Origin of the sequence: Streptomyces sp. NPDC090127, assembly GCF_044746945.1 — a bacterium.
Lineage (GTDB): Bacteria > Actinomycetota > Actinomycetes > Streptomycetales > Streptomycetaceae > Streptomyces.
This window is the reverse complement of the sequence record NZ_JBIVDE010000001.1, coordinates 861262-880492: the sequence shown is the minus strand read 5'-3', so window position 1 is coordinate 880492 and position 19231 is coordinate 861262. Positions and strand designations below refer to the sequence as shown.

The following is a 19231-nucleotide window of genomic DNA, read 5'->3' as shown; positions in this document are numbered from 1 at the left end:
CCACGGCACGGCGTCCGCCCCCGGGACGCCGTGCCGCGCTCCCCCCTACCCAAAAACGAGGCCCCCGCATGCTGCTCGCCGCCGCACCCCCCGCCGCCGAGGCACCACCCCACACCGGAGGACTGCTCCTCCTCATACCGGGCACCGCCGGGCTGCTCACCGTCGCCGCCCTCGGCATCGCCCTGCTGCTCGTCCTGATCATCAAGGTCCGGCTCCAGCCCTTCGTCGCGCTGCTCGCCGTCTCCATCAGCGTCGGCCTCGCCGCCGGGCTCTCCGTCACCGAACTCTTCGGCACGGTCCAGAAGTCCGCCGCCACCTCGGTCATCGAGACCGGTATGGGCGGCATCCTCGGCCACGTCGCGATCATCATCGGCCTGGGCACCATGCTCGGCGCCATCCTGGAGGTCTCCGGCGGAGCGGAAGTGCTCTCCTCCCGCCTCCTCGGCCTGTTCGGCGAGAAGCGCGCGCCGCTCGCGATGGGCCTCACCGGCCTGATCTTCGGCATCCCGGTCTTCTTCGACGTCGGCATCTTCGTCCTCGCGCCGATCGTCTACGCCGCCGCCAAGCGCTCCGGCAAGTCGATCCTGCTGTACTGCATGCCCCTGCTCGCGGGCCTGTCGATGACCCACGCCTTCCTGCCGCCGCACCCGGGCCCGGTCGCCGCCGCCGGACTGTTCCACGTGTCGCTCGGCTGGGTCATCCTCATGGGCATCGTCGTCGGCATCCCCGCCGTCCTCGCCGCCTGGGCCTACGCCGCCTGGATCGGCAAGCGCATCTTCGTCGAGGTCCCGCAGGACATGGTGGAGGCCGCCGAGGAAGCCCGCGCGAAGGTGGCCGCCGAGCGCGAGGACTCCGCCTCCGAGGCCCCCGTCTCCCTCGCCACCGTCCTCGTCATCATCGGTACGCCGCTGATCCTCATCCTCGCCGCGACGTTCTCCTCCATCGCGCTGGACGAGTCGACCCCGCGCTCCGTGATCGAGTTCTTCGGCAACCCGTTCGTCGCCCTGACGATCGCGCTCTTCCTCGGGTACTACCTGCTCGGGATCCGGCGCGGCTGGTCCCGCAAGTCCCTGGAGCAGGTCTCCACCTCGTCCCTGAAGCCGGTCGGCAACATCCTGCTCGTGGTCGGCGCCGGCGGCGTCTTCGGCGCGATCCTGAAGGCCAGCGGGGTCGCCCAGGCGCTCTCCGACACCTTCAACGACGTCGGCCTGCCGGTCATCGTCCTCGCCTACCTGATCTCGCTCGTGCTGCGCGTCGCCCAGGGCTCGGCGACCGTCGCGATCGTCACCACCGCCGGCATCGTCCTGCCCCTGGTCGAGGGCGGCGGCCACTCGCAGGCCTTCCTCGCCCTCGTCATCATGGCGATCTCGGCCGGCTCGATCTTCGCCTCGCACGTCAACGACGGCGGGTTCTGGATCGTCTCCAAGTACTTCGGCATCTCCGAGCGGGACACCCTGAAGTCCTGGACCGTCCTGGAGTCCGTCCTCTCCCTGGCCGGCTTCGCGGTCGCGGCCGCGCTCAGTCTGGTGGTGTAGCGCGCCTGGTGGAGCGACGAGGCCGGCGCCCCCGGAACCTTCCCGGGGGCGCCCTCCTCGTCCGTACGCGTGAGGAACCCGCGTAACCCGCGTACCGTCAGCTCGTGCAGTACTGCGCCTGCTTGCCGATCGAGCGGTACATGCAGTCCGCGTTCTCCAACAGCTGCAGGACCGCGTCCCTGTTGCGGCTCGTCTCCCGCTCGATCACCTCGTCGGGCGGGTAGAAGCCGCCGTTCCAGGACGAGGCCGGGTACATCTCGAAGGTGTACGCGAAGATCTTCTGCGCGCCCCAGAGGTAGTCGTCGATCGACCCGTCCGTGATGTACAGGTCGCTGGACTGCTCGGCGGTGTAGCCGTTGCTCGCGCCCATCTTCCCGCCGACCGCCGCGAAGGCGTCCCGGTCGTCCCTGGTCATGCCGGTCGCGGTGTCGGCCGTGGTCCAGCCGAAGGGCCAGAGCACCAGTTCGCTGTACGTGTGGAAGTCGATCGACGCCCTGATCTGCTGCTTGCCGCCCACCACGCGCGAGCGGACGAAGTCGGCGACGACCTTCACCTCGGGCGCCGACTCGGGGGCCGTGCCCCGGTAGGTCTCGGAGCTCTTGGTGCCCGAGGAGCCGCCGCAGCAGCCCCACTTGTAGTCCCAGTTCCGGTTCATGTCCGTACCGACGTACGAGGAGCCGGCGTTGGGCTGCCGGTTCTTGCGCCAGCTGCGGTAGGAGCCGGAGGCGATGTCGTACTCGCCGCCGTCGGGGTTGAGGTCCGGCACGATCCAGATCTCGCGGCTGTTCACCATGGCCGTGACGCGGCTGTCGGAGCCGTACCCCGCGCCGAGTTCGCGCAGCAGGTACAGCGCCATCTCGACGGTGAGGTGCTCGCGCGCGTGCTGGTGGTGGGTGAAGAGGACCTCGGGCTCGGCCTCGTCCGTCCCGACGTTGTCGCTGATCTTGACGGCGACGATGTCCCGGCCCTGGTACGTCCTGCCGATGACCCGCTTGGTCATGAGGTTCGGGTACTGGGCGATGCGCTGGTCGATCTCCGCGTTCATCTCGGCGAAGTTGTGGTACTTCGAGTCGGCCGAGGGGAAGTCGAACGGCTTGACGGCCACGTCCTTGGCCGACCGGTCCGGCGGCCCCGGCAGCGCCTCGGGGCGGTGACCGAGCGCGCGGAGCTTGCGCAGCTGGGCGGCGTTGGCGCTGACGACGACGCTGTGGTCGTCGGCCTCGTCGATCGAGACGCCGGTGGCGGCGAGCTCGGTGCGCTCGGCGACGGTGGACGGGCCGTGGATCTCGTACTGGCGGATCACTTCCTCGGCGGAGCCGGGTGAGGAGGCGGAGCGGGACGCGGTGGCGGCGGTCGGCTCGGAGTCGGCTCCGGCCTGCTGGCCGCCGAGGGAGAGCGGCGCCGCGAGGGCGAGCGCCAGAAGGGCCGCGAGGGTGGCGGGCCTTCTTCCGCGGGTTCCGCGGGTTCGAAGTCGCATGCTGTCTCCTGGGTGGGGAGTGTGGGGGGTGCGACAGGCTGTGCGGGGTGTCCGGCCACATCGTCCGGCTATGACATGGACGGGTCAAGGGCGCGGTTCGGCCACGCCCTCTTGCGCCGACGCGCCGTAGCCGCTTGGGTGACCGGGTTCCACAGGAGATCACACACGAACGGCGAAAGGCGGGCGGACATGGCGGAGATCGCTCAAGAGGAGGGCGCGGGAGAGCGCGGAGCGACCACCGCTCCCCGTAAGTCCTCCTGGCGCTACATCGGCCCCGGCATCGTCGTCGCCGCCACCGGCGTCGGCGCCGGAGACCTCGTCGCGACCCTGATCGCAGGCTCCAAGTTCGGCTACACCCTGCTCTGGGCCGCCGTCATCGGCTGCGTCGTCAAGATCTCCCTCGCCGAAGCCGCCGGCCGCTGGCACCTGGCCACCGGCCGCACCCTCTTCGACGGCTGGCGCAGCCTCGGCGCCTGGACCACCGTCTACTTCGTCGGCTACGTCGTCGTCTGGGGCTTCGTCTACGGCGCGGCCGCCATGTCCTCCAGCGCACTGCCGCTCGGCGCCCTCTTCCCCGGCGTCATGGACCTCAAGGTCTGGGCGGTGCTGTGCGGCCTGGTGGGCCTGGTCTTCGTCTGGTTCAACCGGTACGCCGTCTTCGAGAAGGTCATGACCGCCCTCGTCGGCGTCATGTTCGTCGTCACCGTCTACCTCGCGATCCGGGTCGGGCCCCACCTGGGCGACGCACTCGCCGGCCTCGTCCCGGTGCTCCCCGACGGCTCCCTCGTCTACACCCTCGGCCTGATCGGCGGCGTCGGCGGCACCATCACCCTGGCCGCGTACGGCTACTGGGTCAACGCCAAGGGCTGGCGCGACACCGGCTGGATGAAGGTCATGCGGCTCGACAACCGCGTCGCCTACCTCACCACCGGCATCTTCGTCGTCGCCATGCTCTTCGTCGGCGCCGAGCTGCTGCACTCCTCCGGCGTCGCGCTCGCCAAGGGCGACAAGGGACTGCTCGACCTCGGCGGCGTCCTCTCCGAGCGGTACGGGGACGCCACCGCCAAGCTCTTCCTGATCGGCTTCTTCGCCACCTCCTTCACCTCCCTCATCGGCGTCTGGCACGGCGTCAGCCTGATGTTCGCCGACTTCGTCGCCCACTACCGGCCCGCCCTCGTCCCCGACGGCACCCCCCGCGACAGGTCGTTGCCGTTCCGCGCGTACCTGCTGTGGCTGACGTTCCCACCGATCGCGCTGCTCTTCCTGGACCAGCCGTTCGGCCTGGTCATCGTCTACGGCGTGATCGGCGCGTTCTTCATGCCGTTCCTGGCGCTGACCCTGATCCGGCTCCTCAACTCCAGCCGTACGCCCGCCGAATGGCGCAACGGACCGCTCAGCAACGTCATGCTGGCCGGCGCCGGGCTGCTCTTCGTGGTGCTCTGCTTCGAGCAGGTGCGCGACCTGCCCTGGTAGGGGGCGGGTCCCGCGCCGGTACCGACCCGCCCGAGGCACGGGCGCAGCGCCGTCGCGGTGTGCGACGGCGCTGCGCGGGTGCGGTGTGCGACGGCGTTGCGTGGGTGCGGTGTGCGACGGCGTTGCTTGGGTGCGGTGTGCCGCGGTTGGGTGGAGCGGGTTGCGGCGGGTTGTGGACGTGCGGGTTACGGCAGGTTGTGGACGTGCGGGCCGACCGCGTTGGACCAGGCGTTGCCCGCCGTCGCGTCCCAGTTGGTGGACCAGGTCATCGCGCCGCGCAGGTTCGGCCAGGTCTGCGAGGGCTTGAAGGTGCCGCAGCCCGTGCCGCGGGTCAGGCAGTCGAGCGCGTTCTTCACGATCGACGGGTCGACGTAGCCGCTGCCCGCGCCCCGCGTCGAGGCCGGAACACCGAGGCCGACCTGGGAGGCGTCGAGGCCGCCCTGGAGCTGGATGCAGGCGAGCGCGGTCAGGAAGTCCACCGAGCCCTGGCTGTACACCTTGCCGTCACAGCCCAGCATCGAACCGCTGTTGTAGTACTGCATGTTGACGACGGTGAGGATGTCCTTCACGGCCAGCGCCGTCTTGAAGTACTCGGTGCCGGTGTTCTGCATGTCGATGGTCTGCGGCGCCATCGTCAGGACCATCGACGAGCCCGCCTTGGCGGAGAGCTGGCGCAGCGCCTTCGTCAGGTACGTGGAGTTGATGCCGTGCTCCAGGTCGATGTCGACCCCGTTGAAGCCGTACTCCTGCATCAGGGCGTACGCGCTGTTGGCGAAGGCGGTCGCGGAGGCGTCACTGTTGATCGTGACGTTCCCCTTCTCGCCGCCGACCGAGATGATGACCGACTTGCCCGCGGCCTTCTTCGCGGCGACGTCGGCCTTGAAGTCGGCGAGGGAGGCGTAGCCGACGGCCGGGTCGAGGTTGAAGACGATCTGGCCGGGCGTGGTCGTCGAGTCGGCGAAGGAGACGGCGATGATGTCGTACTGCGCCTGGACGTCCCGCAGCTTCTGGACGGTCGCCCCGTTGTTGAAGTTCTGCCAGTAGCCGGTCAGGGCGTGCTTGGGGACGGACGGGCCGGGGCCCGGGTTGGTGGTGCCGGTCCGCGCGGAGACGGCCGTCGACTTGGCGGACTCGCCCGCCGTGTTGGTCGCGGCGACCTGGAACTGGTACGTGGTGTCGGCCGCCAGGCCCGTCACGGTCGCCGAGGTGCCGGAGACGGTCTGCGCGAGGGATCCGTCGCGGTAGACCTTGTAGCCGGTGGCGCCGGAGACGGCGTTCCAGCTCAGGGCCACCGAGGACGAGGTGACGGAGCCCGCGGTGAGGCCCGCCGGTGTCGCCGGGACGACCGGGTCGGGGTCGGGGGTGCCGCCCCCGTCGGGACCGAACACGGAGACGTCGTCGACGTGGTAGGCGGCCTGGCCGTACCAGCCGTGGGTGTACACGGTCACCTGGGTGGTGCTCGCGCCGGTGGTGAAGCTGGTGGTCAGCTGCTTCCAGGACGAGCTGTCGGGCGTCCAGGTGGAGACGTCGGTGGTCCCGGTGCCGGTCGCGCCGAGGTAGGCGTACCCGCCCTGCACCCAGGCGCTCAGCGTGTAGCGCGAGTTGGGCTTGACCGTGACGACCTGGCTGCAGCGGGCGTTGTCCTGGCCCGCCGGGCTCGCCTTGAGGGCGCCCGCCCCGGTCCGTACCGGCGAGGAGACGGCGGCGCCGCTGCCCGCCGAACAGCTCCAGTTGGCCAGGCCGGACTCGAAGCCCGCGTTCTTGGCCACGTTGACGTCCGCGGCCTGGGCGGTGCCGGCGCCGCCGACGAGGGCGAGCCCGGAGCCGACGGCGAGCGCGAGGGCGCCGCCTATCCATCTGCGCGAGCGTGTGGTGGTGCGGTCCACTTGCTGCCTCCGGAGGGGAGTGGGGGAGGGAAAGGAAGGGAGGGGAGGGAGGGGAGGGAGGGGAGGAGAGGGAGGTGAGGGGGAGGTGGGGTGAGCGTGAGGAGGGAGGTCGGGAACGGTGGCCACCGCTGGGGGAACAAGTTGGTCCAGACCAATCGAGTTGTCAAGACCTCTGGCTGGAGAGGGGAGTTGGCGGCGTAGGCCCCAGGACCCATCCGGGCCCACGCCCAGACCCACACCCGGGCCCAGAGCAAGACCCACCCGGACCCAGAGCAAGACCCACCCGGGCCCAGATTTCTCGTTGTGCTTGCCGGATTGTGTGTTCACCACCCCGCAGGTGGTGGATAAAGTGCACAGCATCGCGCTGTGCAGTAACGCAGTGAACGCAGTGAGTCATGGGGACATGGGGACGGGGAGCCCGACGTGCCGACAGCGATCGCGGTCACCAGTGCCGACCTGGTACTGCCACCGACCGACCAGCAGACACCCACCGCCGCCGTCCTGCCCGCGCTCGAGACCCAGTCCCTCGGCGCCACCGTGGCCGATCTCCAGCTCCTCCTCGACCGCTACGGCCATGTGGTCGTCGTCGTCCCGACCTCCCTGCCGAAACCGGCCGAACAGCGGCTGCACGCCGTCCGCTCCCTCCTGGAGAGCGACCGGATCGCCCTGGTCAAGACCGATCTGCCGCCGCTGGGCAGCGCCGTACTGGCCCGGCAACTGCGGCAGCTCTCCGTCTGCGACTTCAGCCCCGGAGTCGTCGCCTCCGCCGCCCGGCTGCTCGCCCACTACATCTACGCCGGGGCCGTCCTCGGCACGGTCGCCAAACTGGACCGCGTACCCGTCGGCCTGAAGTCCCACGTCAAGGGGTGGCTCCCCGGCGCCCAGTTCGCCGTGCTCGCCGGGCCCGCCCCGCACCTCACCCGGATCGGCTCGGGCGTCGCGCCGCCCGCAGGGCCCGAGTTCGCCACCCAGCTCGTCCTGGCCAGAGGCCAGTTGCAGACCGACTGGCCCACCACCACCCTCGCCCCGACCTGGCAGGTCCAGGCCGTCCACGAGGCCCCGCTGCCCGCCGGGTCGCCCCGCTGGTGGGGGACCGGACGACTGGTGGAGTTCACCGCGTACCTCTCCGACATCGCCGTCCTGCACCGGCTGGTCGCCTCCGTACGGCGCGAGACCTGCCACTGGTGCCGGATGGAACTCATCGGGGACCGCTGCGGCTTCTGCGCCGCCCCATGGGTCGCCCCGGCGACGCCGACACCGACACCGACGTTGGCGTCGGCTTCGACGTCGAAGCCGACACCGCCGTCGTCGCCGGCCGTCGAGCCCCCGCCGGCCGCCGCGCGCCCCGCCGCGCAGCCGGCCCTCCAGCCCGCCACGCAGCCGGCGCCGCAGCCGTGGGCCGCCAGGCAGTCGGCCCCGGGGAGTTGGCCCGTGGAGCAGCCGGCCCCGCAGTCGTGGCCTGCTGAGCAGTCGGCCCCGGGGCCCCGGCCCGACGCGCAGCCCGCCCCGCAGGCGCAGCCCGCCCCGCCGGGCGGCCCCGCGACCGCCCGCCCGCCGCGACCCCCGCACGCGCTCACCCCACCGACGACACCGACGACACCGACCCCACCGACGACACCGACGACGCCCACGCCCGGCCCACCCCCCGGCCCCTCCGCGCCCGCCGCCTCCGCCACGTTCCCCGTCCGCTGAGCCACACGTACCCCCGATCGAGGTTGTCCGGCAATGAACTCCCGCCAGCGTCGTGGCGTCATCCTCTTGCTGCTGTCCGTCCTGTGCGCCCTCGGCGCGTTCGCCGGCGTCCTCTCCGTGATCGACGACGTGAACTCCAAGGTCGGACCCGAGGTGACGGCGTACCGCGTCAAGGACAAGGTGGCCCCCTACACCCCGCTGAACGACCGGCAGTTCGAGAAGATCTCGATGCCGAAGCGGTGGCTCTCGAACACCGCCGTCACCGACCTCGGCCAGATCAGGGGGAAGATCGCCGTCACCACGCTCGAAGCGGGCTCCCTCCTCCAGTCGGACATGATCGTCCAGCGGCCGGCGCTCAAGCCCGGCCAGCAGGAGATCGCCATCATGATCGACGCCGCCACGGGCGTCGCGGGCAAGATCACCGCCGGTGCCACGGTCAACATCTACGCCACGTTCGCCGGCGAGAAGGGCGGCGAGGCCGCCCAGTCCAAGGTCATCGTCAGCAACGCCCGCGTCCTCGACGTCGGCAAGCTCACCCCCATCGCCGACACCACCGACCGCAGCGACGGCCCCACCGAAGCCGTCCCGATCACGTTCGCGCTCTCCACGCTCGACACCCAGCGCGTCGCGTACGCCGAGTCCTTCGCCGAGCACGTACGGCTCGCCCTCGTCGCTCCCGGCGGCGAGCCGACCCTCAGCCCCGACGACCGCACCTACACGCTCGACAAGGACAAGTGAGGCCGGTATGACCACCAGGATCCTGCCGGCCGTCGCCGACCCCGACGCGGTCCGCGCCGTCATCAGCCTCCTCAGCCAGCTCCCCGGCGCCGAGCCCGCGCCGCCCGTCGCCGACTCCACCCAACTCCTCGACACGCTCGCCCGGCTCGCCGCCGACTCCTTCGACGAACTCCCCGAAGTCGTCCTGGTCCACGAGCGGATCGGCCCGGTCCCGGCCCTCGAACTCGTCCGCGAGGTCGCCCTCCGCTTCCCCGCCGTCGGCGTCGTCCTCATCACCGCCGACGCCAGCCCCGTGCTCTTCTCCGCCGCCATGGACTCCGGCGCCCGCGGCCTGGTCACCCTCCCGCTCGGGTACGAGGAGCTGGCCAGCCGCGTCCAGGCGGCCGCCCAGTGGTCGGTCGGCGTCCGCCGCCACCTCGGCGGCGGAGCGGACGTCCTGGCCGGGCCCGGCGGCACCGTCGTCACCGTCAGCGGCGCCAAGGGCGGCGTCGGGACCACCGTCACCGCCGTCCAGCTCGCGCTCGCCTCCCAGGCCTCGGGTCGTCACGTCGCCCTTGTCGACATGGACCTCCAGAGCGGCGACATCGCCTCCTACCTCGACGTCCAGTTCCGCCGCTCCGTCGCCGACCTCGCCGCCGTCGACGACATCTCGCCGCGCGTCCTCCAGGACGCCGTGTACGTCCACGAGACCGGCGTCACCCTCCTCCTCGCCCCCGCCGAGGGCGAACGCGGCGAGGACGTCGCCGACCGCTCCGCCCGCCAGATCATCGGTGCCCTGCGCTCCCGCCACGACGTCGTGGTCGTCGACTGCGGCACGTACCTCGACGGCGCCAAGGCCGCCGCCGTCGAAATGGCCGACATCGCACTCCTGGTCACCACCCCCGACGTGGTCGCGGTACGGGCCGCCAAGCGGACCGTACGGATGTGGGACCGCCTCCAGATCCGCAAGGCCGAGGAGACGACCACCGTCGTGAACCGCCACACGCGCGGCACCGAGATCCAGCCCGCCCTCATCCAGAAGATCACCGGGACGCGCCTGGCGGGCGTCGTGGTCCCCGCCCACTTCAAGGAGCTCCAGGGCGTCGTCGACGCGGGCCGCCTGCACGAACTCGACGCCCGGTCGACCGTCAAGCAGGCCCTGTGGTCCCTCGCCGGCGAACTCGGCCTCGTCGGCGCCCCGCCCACCACCGCCCAGCGCCCCGCACTCGGCTCCGGCCGCCAGCTCGCCCGGCTGACCCGCGGCAAGAGCGGACGCTGACCCATGCCCACCCACCGGGACGCGGCGCCGGGCACCCCACCAGGCGGGGACGGCGGGCAGGTCGCCGTCGAGTTCCTCGGCATGGTGCCGCTCATCCTGATCACGCTCGTCCTGCTGTGGCAGTGCGTCCTGGTCGGGTACACGTTCACGCTCGCCGCCAACGCGGCGGACGAGGCGGCCCGGGTCTGCGCGGTGGACGGCGACTACGACGCGGCGGCGAGGCGCAACCTGGGCGCTTCGTGGTCGGAGACGGCGGAAGTGAACTGCCCCGGCGCCGGCGAGATGGCGAAGGCGACGGTGCGGCTCAGGGTCCCGGTCCTCTTCCCGGGCGCCATCGCCTTCCCCTTTCCCGTGACGGGCGAGGCCGGAGCCGTACGGGAAGACGAGGGGGCGGGCGGATGACAGCGGGCGGAGGCGGGGGGACGGCCGCCGGCGCGGGCGCGGGGACGGCCCCCGACGCGGGCGCGGGGATGACACCGGCCGGAGGGGCGGGGACGGCCACCGACGCGGGCGCGGGGATCACCCTCGGCGCGGGCGCGGGGACGGCCCCCGACGCGGGCGCGGGGACGGCCCCCGACGCGGGCGCGGGGACGGCCCCCGACGCAGGTGCGGGGATCACACCCGACGCAGGCGCGGGAATCACACCCGGCGCAGACGGGGACCGACGTACGACCATGCCGGAACGCCGCTCCACGAGAGCGCGCGACCGGGGCCAGGTCGCCGTCGAGTACCTCGGCTTCCTCCCCATCCTCCTGCTCGTCGCCCTCGCGGGCATCCAGCTCGGCATCGCCGCGTACGCCGCCCAACAGGCGGGCACCGGGGCACGAGCAGCGGCGCGGGCGGCCACGCACGACGAGACGACCCTCGGCTACGACCAGGCCGGACGCGCGGCGATGAGCGACTGGATCGCCGACCGCGCAACGATCAGCCCCCAGTCCGGAACCGGCGAGTTCACGGCCACCGTCACCGTGCAGATCCCGTCCGTCGTCCCCTTCTGGGACGGCTTCGGATCCGTCACGAAGAGCGCCACCCTGCCCCTGCCCGAGGAGGGCGAGTAAGCCATGAGTCTGCGCGCGCGCATCACCGCCCCCGACGAGAACGGGGCAGCGGGCACCCGGGAGGACGGCCACCTCGTCGCCACCTTCCGCGCCAAGCTCCTGGAGGAGATCGACCTCACCGAGATGTCCGCGCTCGTCGCCACCGAGCGGCGCGCCCGGCTCGAACGCGTCCTCGGGCACATCATCAGCCGCGAGGGCCCCGTCCTCTCCACCGCCGAACGCGCGCAGCTGATCCGGCGCGTCGTCGACGAGGCACTCGGCCTCGGCGTCCTCGAACCGCTCCTCGAAGACGCCTCGATCACCGAGATCATGGTCAACGGACCCGACCAGATCTACATCGAGCGAGCCGGCCGCGTCGAGCTCCTACCGCTCCGCTTCGCCTCCCACGAACAGCTCATGCAGACCATCGAGCGGATCGTCTCCACCGTCAACCGCCGCGTGGACGAGTCGAACCCCATGGTCGACGCCCGCCTCCCGTCCGGCGAACGCGTCAACGTGATCATCCCGCCGCTCTCCCTGACCGGGGCGACCCTGACGATCCGCCGCTTCCCCCGGGCCTACACCCTCCGCGAGATGGTCGGCCTCGGCTCGCTCGACGAACAGATGGTCCTGCTGCTCGCCGGACTCGTCCAGGCCAAGTTCAACGTGATCGTCTCCGGCGCCACCGGCACCGGGAAGACCACCCTCCTCAACGCGCTCTCCGAACTGATCCCCGACGGCGAACGCGTCATCACCATCGAGGACTCCGCCGAACTCCAACTCCAACAGGCCCACGTCATCCGCCTGGAGAGCCGGCCGCCGAACATCGAGGGCCGCGGCCAGGTCACCATCCGCGACCTCGTCCGCAACTCCCTCCGTATGCGCCCCGACCGCATCATCGTCGGCGAGGTCCGCGGCGGCGAGACCCTCGACATGCTCCAGGCCATGTCCACCGGCCACGACGGGTCGCTCGCCACCGTCCACGCCAACTCAGCCGAGGACGCGCTGATGCGCCTCCAGACCCTGGCGTCGATGTCCGAGGTCAAGGTCCCCTTCGAGGCCCTCAGGGACCAGATCAACAGCGCCGTCGACGTCCTCGTCCAACTCACCCGGCACCCCGACGGCACCCGCCGGGTCACCGAGATCGCCGTCCTCGCGTCGACCGCCCGCGAACGCTTCACCCTCGCCACCGTCTGCGCCTTCCGCGCCCAGCCGCTCTCCGCCGACGGCCGGGTGTACGGCGTGTACGAGTACCACCCGCTTCCGCGCCGGGTCGCCGACCGGCTCTACCTGGCCGGCCAGCCGATCCCCCAGGCCTTCGGCGTCGCCGCGACGGACGAGCAGCTCACGACCCGAACAGCGACATAGGGGCGGCCGGAGATGACGGGAGTAATCGGAATGAAGAGGAGCGGCCGGACATGAAGAGGAGGGGCCGGAGATGAACGCGTCGACGTGGCCGGTGACCGGCGTCGTGCTGCTCGCCTGCGTCCTCGGGGTTCTCGGCGTCCACACGTACGCCCGCGGAGCAGCCGACCGCGCGGCCCTGGTCGCCCGGCTCACCCAGAGCGGCGAGCCCGCCCCCACCGGCCGCCGCAGGCGCCGCTTCCGGGGCATCGACCGCCGGGTGCGGCGCACCGCCTTCGGCCGCCGCCTGGAACTCCGGATCTCCGCCACCGGCCTCGACCTGACACCCGGCGAGTTCGTCGTCGCCATGGCCGCGGCCGTGACCGTGCTGTGGATCGCCGGTCAGGCCGTCCTCTCCCCGTTCTTCGGCCCGATCTGCGGCTTCCTCGGCCTGTGGGTGGCCCTCGGATTCCTGAACTGGCAGCGCCAGAAACGCATCGAACGCTTCATCAACCAGCTGCCCGAACTCTCCCGGATCCTCGCCAACGCCACCCAGGCCGGACTCGCCCTGCGCATGGCCCTCAGCATGGCCGCCGACGAGCTCGACGCACCCGCGGGCGACGAACTGGAGAAGGTCGCCCAGCAACTGGCCGTCGGCACCTCCATCGACGACGCACTCGGCGAACTCGCCGAACGCCTCCCGTCCCGCGAACTCGTCGTCCTCGTCACCACCCTCGTCCTCGCCAACAAGGCGGGCGGCACCGTCGTCTCCTCGCTCCGCAACCTCACCGAGACGCTGGAGGAGCGGAAGGAGACCCGCAGGGAGGTCCGTACGCAACTGTCCCAGGTGAGCCTGACGGCGTACGCGGTCCCGGTCATCGGCATCGGATCCCTCCTCCTCATCGACAACATGCAGCCCGGATCACTGGACCGGATGACCGGCTCCGGCCTCGGCCAGTTCGCCGTCGTCGCCGCGTTCGCGCTCTACGTCGTCGGCTTCGTGATCATCCGCCGCTTCTCGAAGATCGACGTGTGAGGGCCCGGACATGAACGTTCTGCTCGCGCTGGCCGCCGCACTGTCGGTCACCGGCATTTTCTACGGCATCCGCCTCTACCGGGCCGACGCCAAACTCCCCGACGACCTCCAACTCGCCCTGGAAGTCGGCTCCACACGCACCGGCGCCGTCGACTCCGTCGTCGACCGCCTCGGCATGCGCTACTCGGCCGCCGTCCTGCGCGCGATGGGCCCCAAACGGGTCAGCGCCGTCCGCCGCCGGATCGACCTCGCCGGCAACCCCGGCGGCCTGACCATCGACCGCTACGGAGCCCGGCGCGCCGTCTACGGCTTCCTGGGCGGCCTCGGCGGCCTCGTCATGCTCTCCAACGGCGACGTCCTCGTCGCGCTGCTGCTCCTCGCGTTCGGCGCGTTCTGGACGGAGGTCGGCATCTGGTCGGCGATCCGGATCCGCAAGGACCAGATCGAGCGCACCCTGCCCGACTTCCTCGACGTCCTCGCCGTCGTCGTCTCCGCCGGCCTCGGCTTCAGGCAGGCGCTCGACCGGGTGGCGGAGCGGTACGAAGGTCCCTGGGCCGACGAACTCCGCATCACTCTGCGGCAGATGGACATGGGCGTCAGCAGACGCCAGGCCTTCGACGAACTCCGCCGACGCAACGACAGCGAACAGGTCGCCCAGTTCGTCACCGCACTCCAGCAGGGCGAGGAGCTGGGCGCGCCGATCGTGGAGACACTGATACAGATCGCCAACGACATGCGCCGGACGGACGCCCAGAACGCCCGCAGGAAGGCGGCGAAGGCGGTCCCCAAGGCGACGATGGTGATCACGACCCTGATGGTCCCGGCGACGATGATCCTGCTGGGCGCCGGCCTGTTCCTGGGCACGGGGACGAACCTCGGCTCGATCACGGGGGAGTGAACGATGCGTGGGGACAGGCGGATGGCAGCGGACCGGGCGGACCTGGCGGGCCAGGCGGCCCTCGCGGACCAAGTGGCCCTGGCGGGCCAGGCGGCCCTGGCGGGCCAACCGGCCCAGCCGCCCCAGCCGAACGCGTCGCAGCGGGTACGGCGGCACCGGGCCCTCCCGGCGGCGGAGGGGGTGGCGGCGCGATGACGCTCACGGTGCTCGTCGCCGACGACAACCCGGTGGTCCGGGCGGGCCTGCGGGCGCTGCTGGACGCGGCGACCCCGGAGATCCGGGTCGTCGCGGAGGCCCCCGACGGCCGGACGGCGATGGACGAAGCGCGCCGCCACCGCCCGGACGTGGTCCTCCTCGACGTCCGCATGCCGATCGTCGACGGCCTGACGGCCCTGCCGCACCTGGCCAAGGTGGCTCCGGTCCTGATGCTGACGTACAGCGCGGAGACGGAGGTCGTCCAGGAGGCGCTGCGGCTGGGAGCGGGGGGCTACCTGGTCCACGGCGAGTTCACGGCGGAGGAACTGGTGACGGCGGTCCGCGACGTACGAGCGGGCCGGGCCCGCTTCACACCGACGGCGGCGAACGCGTTGGTGGGAGCGGTACGGGGTCGAGGACTGGGTGCGACTGCACACGCCATGGTGAGGCCAATCGTCTCGACTTCATTGCGATTTGATGGATGGGCTTCGCAGGTGCAACCAAATGTGGCACGGTTTGGACTGAGCGTGAGGGAGGGGGAGGTCATGGACCTGATCGCGTCGGGCCTGAACAACCGCCAGATCGCCGACACGTGCTTCATCAGCGAGAAGACGGTCAAGAACCACATCAACCGCATCTTCGCCAAACTCCACGCGACGTCCCGCAGCGAAGCGATAGCAGCCTGGCTGGGCACAAGGGCGGCGTCATGACCGAACATGCGCCATGGGCCCGTGTTTGGGCCTACGGGCCCTGTGGGGAGAAGGCGGTCGGGGCGTACCCTGCGCGTGCCGAACTCGGCATCGGCACGGGGATGTACGAATCCGGAGGGGACCACCATGAGCGACCTCATGCTGAAGACTGCGACGAAGGCAAAGCTGCGCTTCGACACCTGGACCCGCACAAGGACGAACGACCGGGGCCAGACGGCGGTCGAGTACCTGGGGATCATCGTGGTGGTGGTGGCGATCGTGGTCGCGATCACGGGCACGGACATCGGCAAGAGCATCAAGGACGCGATCACACAGAAGATCGCCGAAGTGACCAAGTAACGCTTAACCTCAAGTTCCGGGATGCGGGCCAAGCGTTTCCGGTCTACATCACGGTTGTGGCCGGCCTACTGTTTCTCGCGTTTGCGTATTTCGCTGTCGGCCAGGCCGCAGCAACCCGGAACGGCGCTCAGACAGCGGCCGACGCCGCAGCCCTGGCTGCCGCTCAGGACGCCCGTGATCAGCTGCGGGACGGCTGGCTGGAGGTGATCCTCGATCCTGCGCAGTGGGATGGCTTTCTCTCTGGCAGGGCCTATGACGAGGACGCCGCGTGCGGGCGCGCTGCTTCCTTCGCGGCCAAGAATGGTGCGCAACTCTGGGATCGGGGATGTGCCTCCCTGCCCTTCGGGGCGCAAGGCTTTCGGGTCGAGATCCGCACGTTGGACTCTGTTGGCGGGTCAGTGATTCCGGGTACTGAGGGTCGGCACGCAAACGCTCGAGCAACGGCGCTGATTGAGCCTCGGTGCACCTTCGAAGCTCCGGAGCAGCCACCTCCTACGTCGACGGAGTCGCCGCCCCCTATGCCGCCGGAGACTGCCACGCCGGAGCCAGCCGAGGGGGAGGAAGCGGCGCCGCTCCTCGGTCTCACATGTGACGGCGTGCCTTGGGAGATCGACCCCTTGTCCCCGAACCTCCCAAGTCCAACCAAGCTCTACACAGTTCGACTGGCCGACTGACAAGCGAAGGAAGCTCGTTCATGACTGTTCGGTACGCAACGGCGACCCCCAAGTTGTGGGTCGTGGCCGTACTCGCGACTGGCCTGGTCCTCGGTGTTACCGGCTGTGGCAGTGACGACGCACCAGAAGGGCCGACGCCTTCGGCAAGTTCGGTTTCCTCGCGAAGCGCCTCTGACAGTAAAGAGCCTCAGTCGGAAGCCCCATCCGAGACGTTGGCCGTCCTCAAGGGGGCGAAGGGCCTTGAGCTGACCATCAGCTCGGCGGAGCGCGATGGAGGCGGATTTGTGACCGTCAAGGGCAACCTGAAGAACACCTCCGACTCCTCGGTTGTCGTCTCATCCCAGACGAGCGGAAATGAAACCGAGGTGATGAAGCACGGTGCTTCCCTCGGGGGCGCAACGCTCGTGGACTCGGCAGGAAAGAAGCGGTACTACGTGCTTCGGGACACCGACGGCCGTCCGCTCACCACGACTGGCATCAGCATTCTGGCGGCCGAAAGTTCGGCCGAAGTCTTCATGCAATTCCCCGCGCCCGCCGCCGGCACCGCCGAAGTCAGCTTCCAGCTCCCCACCTTCGAGCCCGGCACCATCAAACTCTCCTGACGGACGCCGCCATGACTCCCCACCGCCTCGCCCTTCTCGCCGCCACCGCCCTCCTCCTCACCCTCCTCCCCGCCACCCCCGTCCTCGCCGACGATCCCCCCAACTCCACCTCCAGCGCCTCCCCGCCCCCCGAGATCGACGCCAACTCGCCCGAGTTGATGCTTCCCGACGGCGCCACCCTCGCCGCGCCCAAGGTGCTCGACATCAAGCAGGTCGTCGAGGAGGAAGGCGGGGAGCAGCGGCGCGAGGACACCAACGTCGACGTGACGTTCGCGCTGCAGGCCGAAGTGCTGTTCGGGAAGGACAGCGCCAAGCTCAGCCCCGCCGCCACCGCCCGTATCGCCGCCATCGCCGTGGAGATCAACAACCAGGACTCCAGCCGCGTCCGCGTCTTCGGCTTCACCGACAACCTCGGGACGTACGAGCACGGCCTCAAGCTCTCCAAGCAGCGCGCCGACGCCGTGCAACTGGAGTTGGCGAAGACGCTCGAACCGGGGAAGACCTTCGACATCCGCGGATACAGCGAGGACTACCCGATCGCCGACAACGCGACCGAAGAAGGCCGGACCAAGAACCGCCGCGTAGAGATCTCCTTCCCCCGCACCACCAGCACGGCCCCCTAGCCCCCGACCCCCTTGCCCCACCCAGCTCCCTAGTTCCAGCCCCGCCAGCCCGCGCCCCTCGGCCCCGCCCCCTAACCCCCCGCCGCCAAGTTCCCCACCGCCGCCCGGATCGTCGCGACCACGGCGTCCGGGCGGCGGAACACTTCCCGTGCCGTGAAACGCAGGACCCGGCGGACCTCCGGGCAGTCCGCGAGGTCGTTGAAGCGGCGGATGTCCCGGTCGTGGGCGTGGCGGCTGCCGTGAAAGGCGTAACCCTCGATCTCGACAGCCAGGCCCACCGCCCGGAAGAGGAAGTCCGGGCGCAGGGTGCGTCCGGAGCGGGATCGCAGGAGGGGCTGGGACTCCGGGCGGAGGCCGGCGTCGCGCATGTGGAGGCGGGCGACCGTCTCCGCCGGGGAGCCGCACGCCGAGTCCGCGAGCCGGAGCGCGCGGCGGGCACGGGCCGCGCCCGGGCGCGCGGCGGCCAGTTCGGCGGCCAGTTGTCCGTGGTGGACGAGCGGCTCGCGGCGGACGCCCCTGACCGTGCGCCGCGACAACGCCGAGTCCGCCACCACGACCGCGCCTTCGCGCGTGCCGCAACTCCGTATAAGGTCGCCGACCGTCCGCGCGGGGCCCGTCGCCCGAAGCCCCCCGCGCATCACGCAGTCCCCGACGTCCAGGTACTCCGTGGAGCGGACCCGCACGCCCTCGCCGGTACGGGACGACAGCGGACGGCGCACGGTGAAGTCCAGCACCTCCGGCACACCCCGCCCCTCCGGGGGCCCCGCCCCCGCCCCCACCCCCTCCCCCCGCGCCCCCGTCCCCAGTACCTCGATGCGGTGGAGTGCCGCCGCCGTGCCGTGGCTGCACACCCACGTCGGGTGCATCAGCTGGTGCGCCCTGGCGCGGACGCGCCAGTCCACGTCCTTGCCGGGGGCCGCCCACGCGCCCCGGCAGATTGGTGTCCAGCCCTCCGTGCGCAGCCGTCTCCCGACGCGGCCCGGTGGCCATCCCGCTTCGTACGCCCACCCCGTGAGGAGCACCCCGCCCCGGGCGACCCTCGCCAACTCCTCCGTCTCCTCCGCCATGGCTCAACGATCCACGAACGGGCGAAGGTTCGCACCCCCTGTGGATAACTCATGCCTTCATGCCCCATCCTGGTGCGAACGGGCGCGGGGCCTGTTCCGGAATGGACTACGGATGACGACGACATCTCCCAGCGTGCGGCTGGTCAGCGACCTCGTGTCGCACATCCCCGAGTTCCGGGGCGCCTACGAGAACCACGTCTTCTGTCAGGGTGGCGTCCTGCCGCACGTCTTCTTCTGGGACGTCGTCCAGAACACCGTGCGGTCCTTCCTCGGCGAGGACCCGACGGCCGCCGACTGGCGCCGGACGCTCGCCTTCCTGGAGGAGCAGAGCGCGCGTGGCGACCTCGGCGTCGACGAGGTGATCGTCACCTCGTTCCTCAACGACCTGCCGTACCCGCACGAGCCCGGGCACGCCATCGTCCAGGAGCTCGGCCCGGTCATGACCGCGAGGTTCGTCCGCATCCGCCCCGGCGGCTGAGGCGCCCTTCCCGACCCATCCCCCCCGACCCATCCTCTCCCCGACCCATCCTCTCCCCGGGCCCTCGCTCCCCCCGGGCCCTCGCTCCCCCCGGGCCCTCGCTCCCCCCGGGCCCTCGCTCCCCCCGGGCCCTCGCTCCCCCCGGGCCCTCGCTCCCCCCGGGCCCACG

The 19231-nt window shown here is 71.0% G+C and carries 19 protein-coding genes and 1 pseudogene; 17 read left to right on the top strand and 3 right to left on the bottom strand.

The window, feature by feature from the left end; translation table 11 throughout:
* Positions 1-68 precede the first annotated feature (68 nt).
* Positions 69-1535, top strand: coding sequence for a GntP family permease (locus tag ACIPPS_RS03865; protein WP_401426429.1), 1467 nt, complete (start codon positions 69-71; stop codon positions 1533-1535).
* 97 nt (positions 1536-1632) lie between these two features.
* Here the strand turns inward: ACIPPS_RS03865 and ACIPPS_RS03860 are convergent, their stop codons facing one another.
* Positions 1633-3012 carry a M14 family metallopeptidase gene (locus ACIPPS_RS03860; RefSeq protein ID WP_401426427.1) on the bottom strand — a complete coding sequence of 460 codons (1380 nt, stop codon included), beginning with the start codon at positions 3010-3012 and terminating at the stop codon, positions 1633-1635.
* Between the two features lie 189 nt (positions 3013-3201).
* Between ACIPPS_RS03860 and ACIPPS_RS03855 the strand changes: the two genes are divergently transcribed.
* A complete protein-coding gene (locus ACIPPS_RS03855) occupies positions 3202-4485 on the top strand; it encodes an Nramp family divalent metal transporter (protein ID WP_401426425.1) in 1284 nt (427 codons plus the stop codon).
* Between the two features lie 185 nt (positions 4486-4670).
* Here ACIPPS_RS03855 and ACIPPS_RS03850 read toward each other — a convergent pair whose 3' ends face one another.
* Entirely contained in the window at positions 4671-6371 is a 1701-nt protein-coding gene (locus tag ACIPPS_RS03850; protein ID WP_401426423.1) for a chitinase, read from the bottom strand.
* A 423-nt stretch (positions 6372-6794) separates the two neighbouring features.
* On the opposite strand from ACIPPS_RS03850, the gene ACIPPS_RS03845 reads away from it, so the two are divergent.
* The 14 genes and pseudogenes from ACIPPS_RS03845 to ACIPPS_RS03780 all read left to right on the top strand — a co-directional run bounded on the left by ACIPPS_RS03845 (position 6795) and on the right by ACIPPS_RS03780 (position 17517).
* Entirely contained in the window at positions 6795-8063 is a 1269-nt protein-coding gene (locus ACIPPS_RS03845; protein WP_401426420.1) for a hypothetical protein, read from the top strand.
* A 33-nt stretch (positions 8064-8096) separates the two neighbouring features.
* Positions 8097-8801 (top strand): Flp pilus assembly protein CpaB, encoded by a 705-nt coding sequence (gene cpaB, locus ACIPPS_RS03840; RefSeq protein WP_401426417.1) that lies wholly within the window; start codon positions 8097-8099, stop codon positions 8799-8801.
* Positions 8802-8808: 7 nt separating this feature from the next.
* Positions 8809-10059, top strand: coding sequence for a CpaE family protein (locus ACIPPS_RS03835; protein ID WP_401426415.1), 1251 nt, complete (start codon positions 8809-8811; stop codon positions 10057-10059).
* A gap of 3 nt (positions 10060-10062) precedes the next feature.
* Positions 10063-10461 (top strand): TadE/TadG family type IV pilus assembly protein, encoded by a 399-nt coding sequence (locus ACIPPS_RS03830; RefSeq protein ID WP_401426413.1) that lies wholly within the window; start codon positions 10063-10065, stop codon positions 10459-10461.
* Positions 10458-11117: a TadE family protein gene (locus tag ACIPPS_RS03825; protein WP_401426410.1), complete on the top strand. Its 660-nt coding sequence runs from the start codon at positions 10458-10460 to the stop codon at positions 11115-11117. The genes ACIPPS_RS03830 and ACIPPS_RS03825 overlap by 4 nt, the downstream gene beginning before the upstream one ends.
* Before the next feature lie 3 nt (positions 11118-11120).
* Positions 11121-12464: a CpaF family protein gene (locus ACIPPS_RS03820; protein ID WP_401426408.1), complete on the top strand. Its 1344-nt coding sequence runs from the start codon at positions 11121-11123 to the stop codon at positions 12462-12464.
* A gap of 70 nt (positions 12465-12534) precedes the next feature.
* Positions 12535-13476, top strand: coding sequence for a type II secretion system F family protein (locus ACIPPS_RS03815; protein WP_401426405.1), 942 nt, complete (start codon positions 12535-12537; stop codon positions 13474-13476).
* A 10-nt stretch (positions 13477-13486) separates the two neighbouring features.
* On the top strand, positions 13487-14374 hold the full coding sequence (locus ACIPPS_RS03810; RefSeq protein ID WP_401426403.1) for a DUF5936 domain-containing protein: 888 nt from the start codon (positions 13487-13489) through the stop codon (positions 14372-14374).
* 21 nt (positions 14375-14395) lie between these two features.
* On the top strand, positions 14396-14569 hold the full coding sequence (locus tag ACIPPS_RS03805) for a hypothetical protein (protein WP_401426401.1): 174 nt from the start codon (positions 14396-14398) through the stop codon (positions 14567-14569).
* Positions 14566-15279: a response regulator gene (locus ACIPPS_RS03800; RefSeq protein ID WP_401426398.1), complete on the top strand. Its 714-nt coding sequence runs from the start codon at positions 14566-14568 to the stop codon at positions 15277-15279. The genes ACIPPS_RS03805 and ACIPPS_RS03800 overlap by 4 nt, the downstream gene beginning before the upstream one ends.
* 126 nt (positions 15280-15405) lie before the next feature.
* Positions 15406-15618 (top strand): Flp family type IVb pilin, encoded by a 213-nt coding sequence (locus tag ACIPPS_RS03795; RefSeq protein ID WP_401427199.1) that lies wholly within the window; start codon positions 15406-15408, stop codon positions 15616-15618.
* A gap of 38 nt (positions 15619-15656) precedes the next feature.
* Positions 15657-16292: pseudogene (locus tag ACIPPS_RS03790) on the top strand (pilus assembly protein TadG-related protein); the annotation flags it as partial.
* A gap of 62 nt (positions 16293-16354) precedes the next feature.
* Positions 16355-16894, top strand: a complete 540-nt coding sequence (locus ACIPPS_RS03785; protein WP_401426395.1) for a hypothetical protein — start codon at positions 16355-16357, stop codon at positions 16892-16894.
* An 11-nt stretch (positions 16895-16905) separates the two neighbouring features.
* On the top strand, positions 16906-17517 hold the full coding sequence (locus ACIPPS_RS03780) for an OmpA family protein (protein ID WP_401426393.1): 612 nt from the start codon (positions 16906-16908) through the stop codon (positions 17515-17517).
* Positions 17518-17588: 71 nt separating this feature from the next.
* On the opposite strand, the gene ACIPPS_RS03775 is transcribed toward ACIPPS_RS03780, so the two are convergent.
* A complete protein-coding gene (locus ACIPPS_RS03775; protein ID WP_401426391.1) occupies positions 17589-18584 on the bottom strand; it encodes an endonuclease domain-containing protein in 996 nt (331 codons plus the stop codon).
* 112 nt (positions 18585-18696) lie between these two features.
* On the opposite strand from ACIPPS_RS03775, the gene ACIPPS_RS03770 reads away from it, so the two are divergent.
* Complete coding sequence (locus ACIPPS_RS03770; RefSeq protein WP_401426389.1) at positions 18697-19062, top strand: hypothetical protein; 366 nt, start codon at positions 18697-18699, stop codon at positions 19060-19062.
* Positions 19063-19231 lie beyond the last annotated feature (169 nt).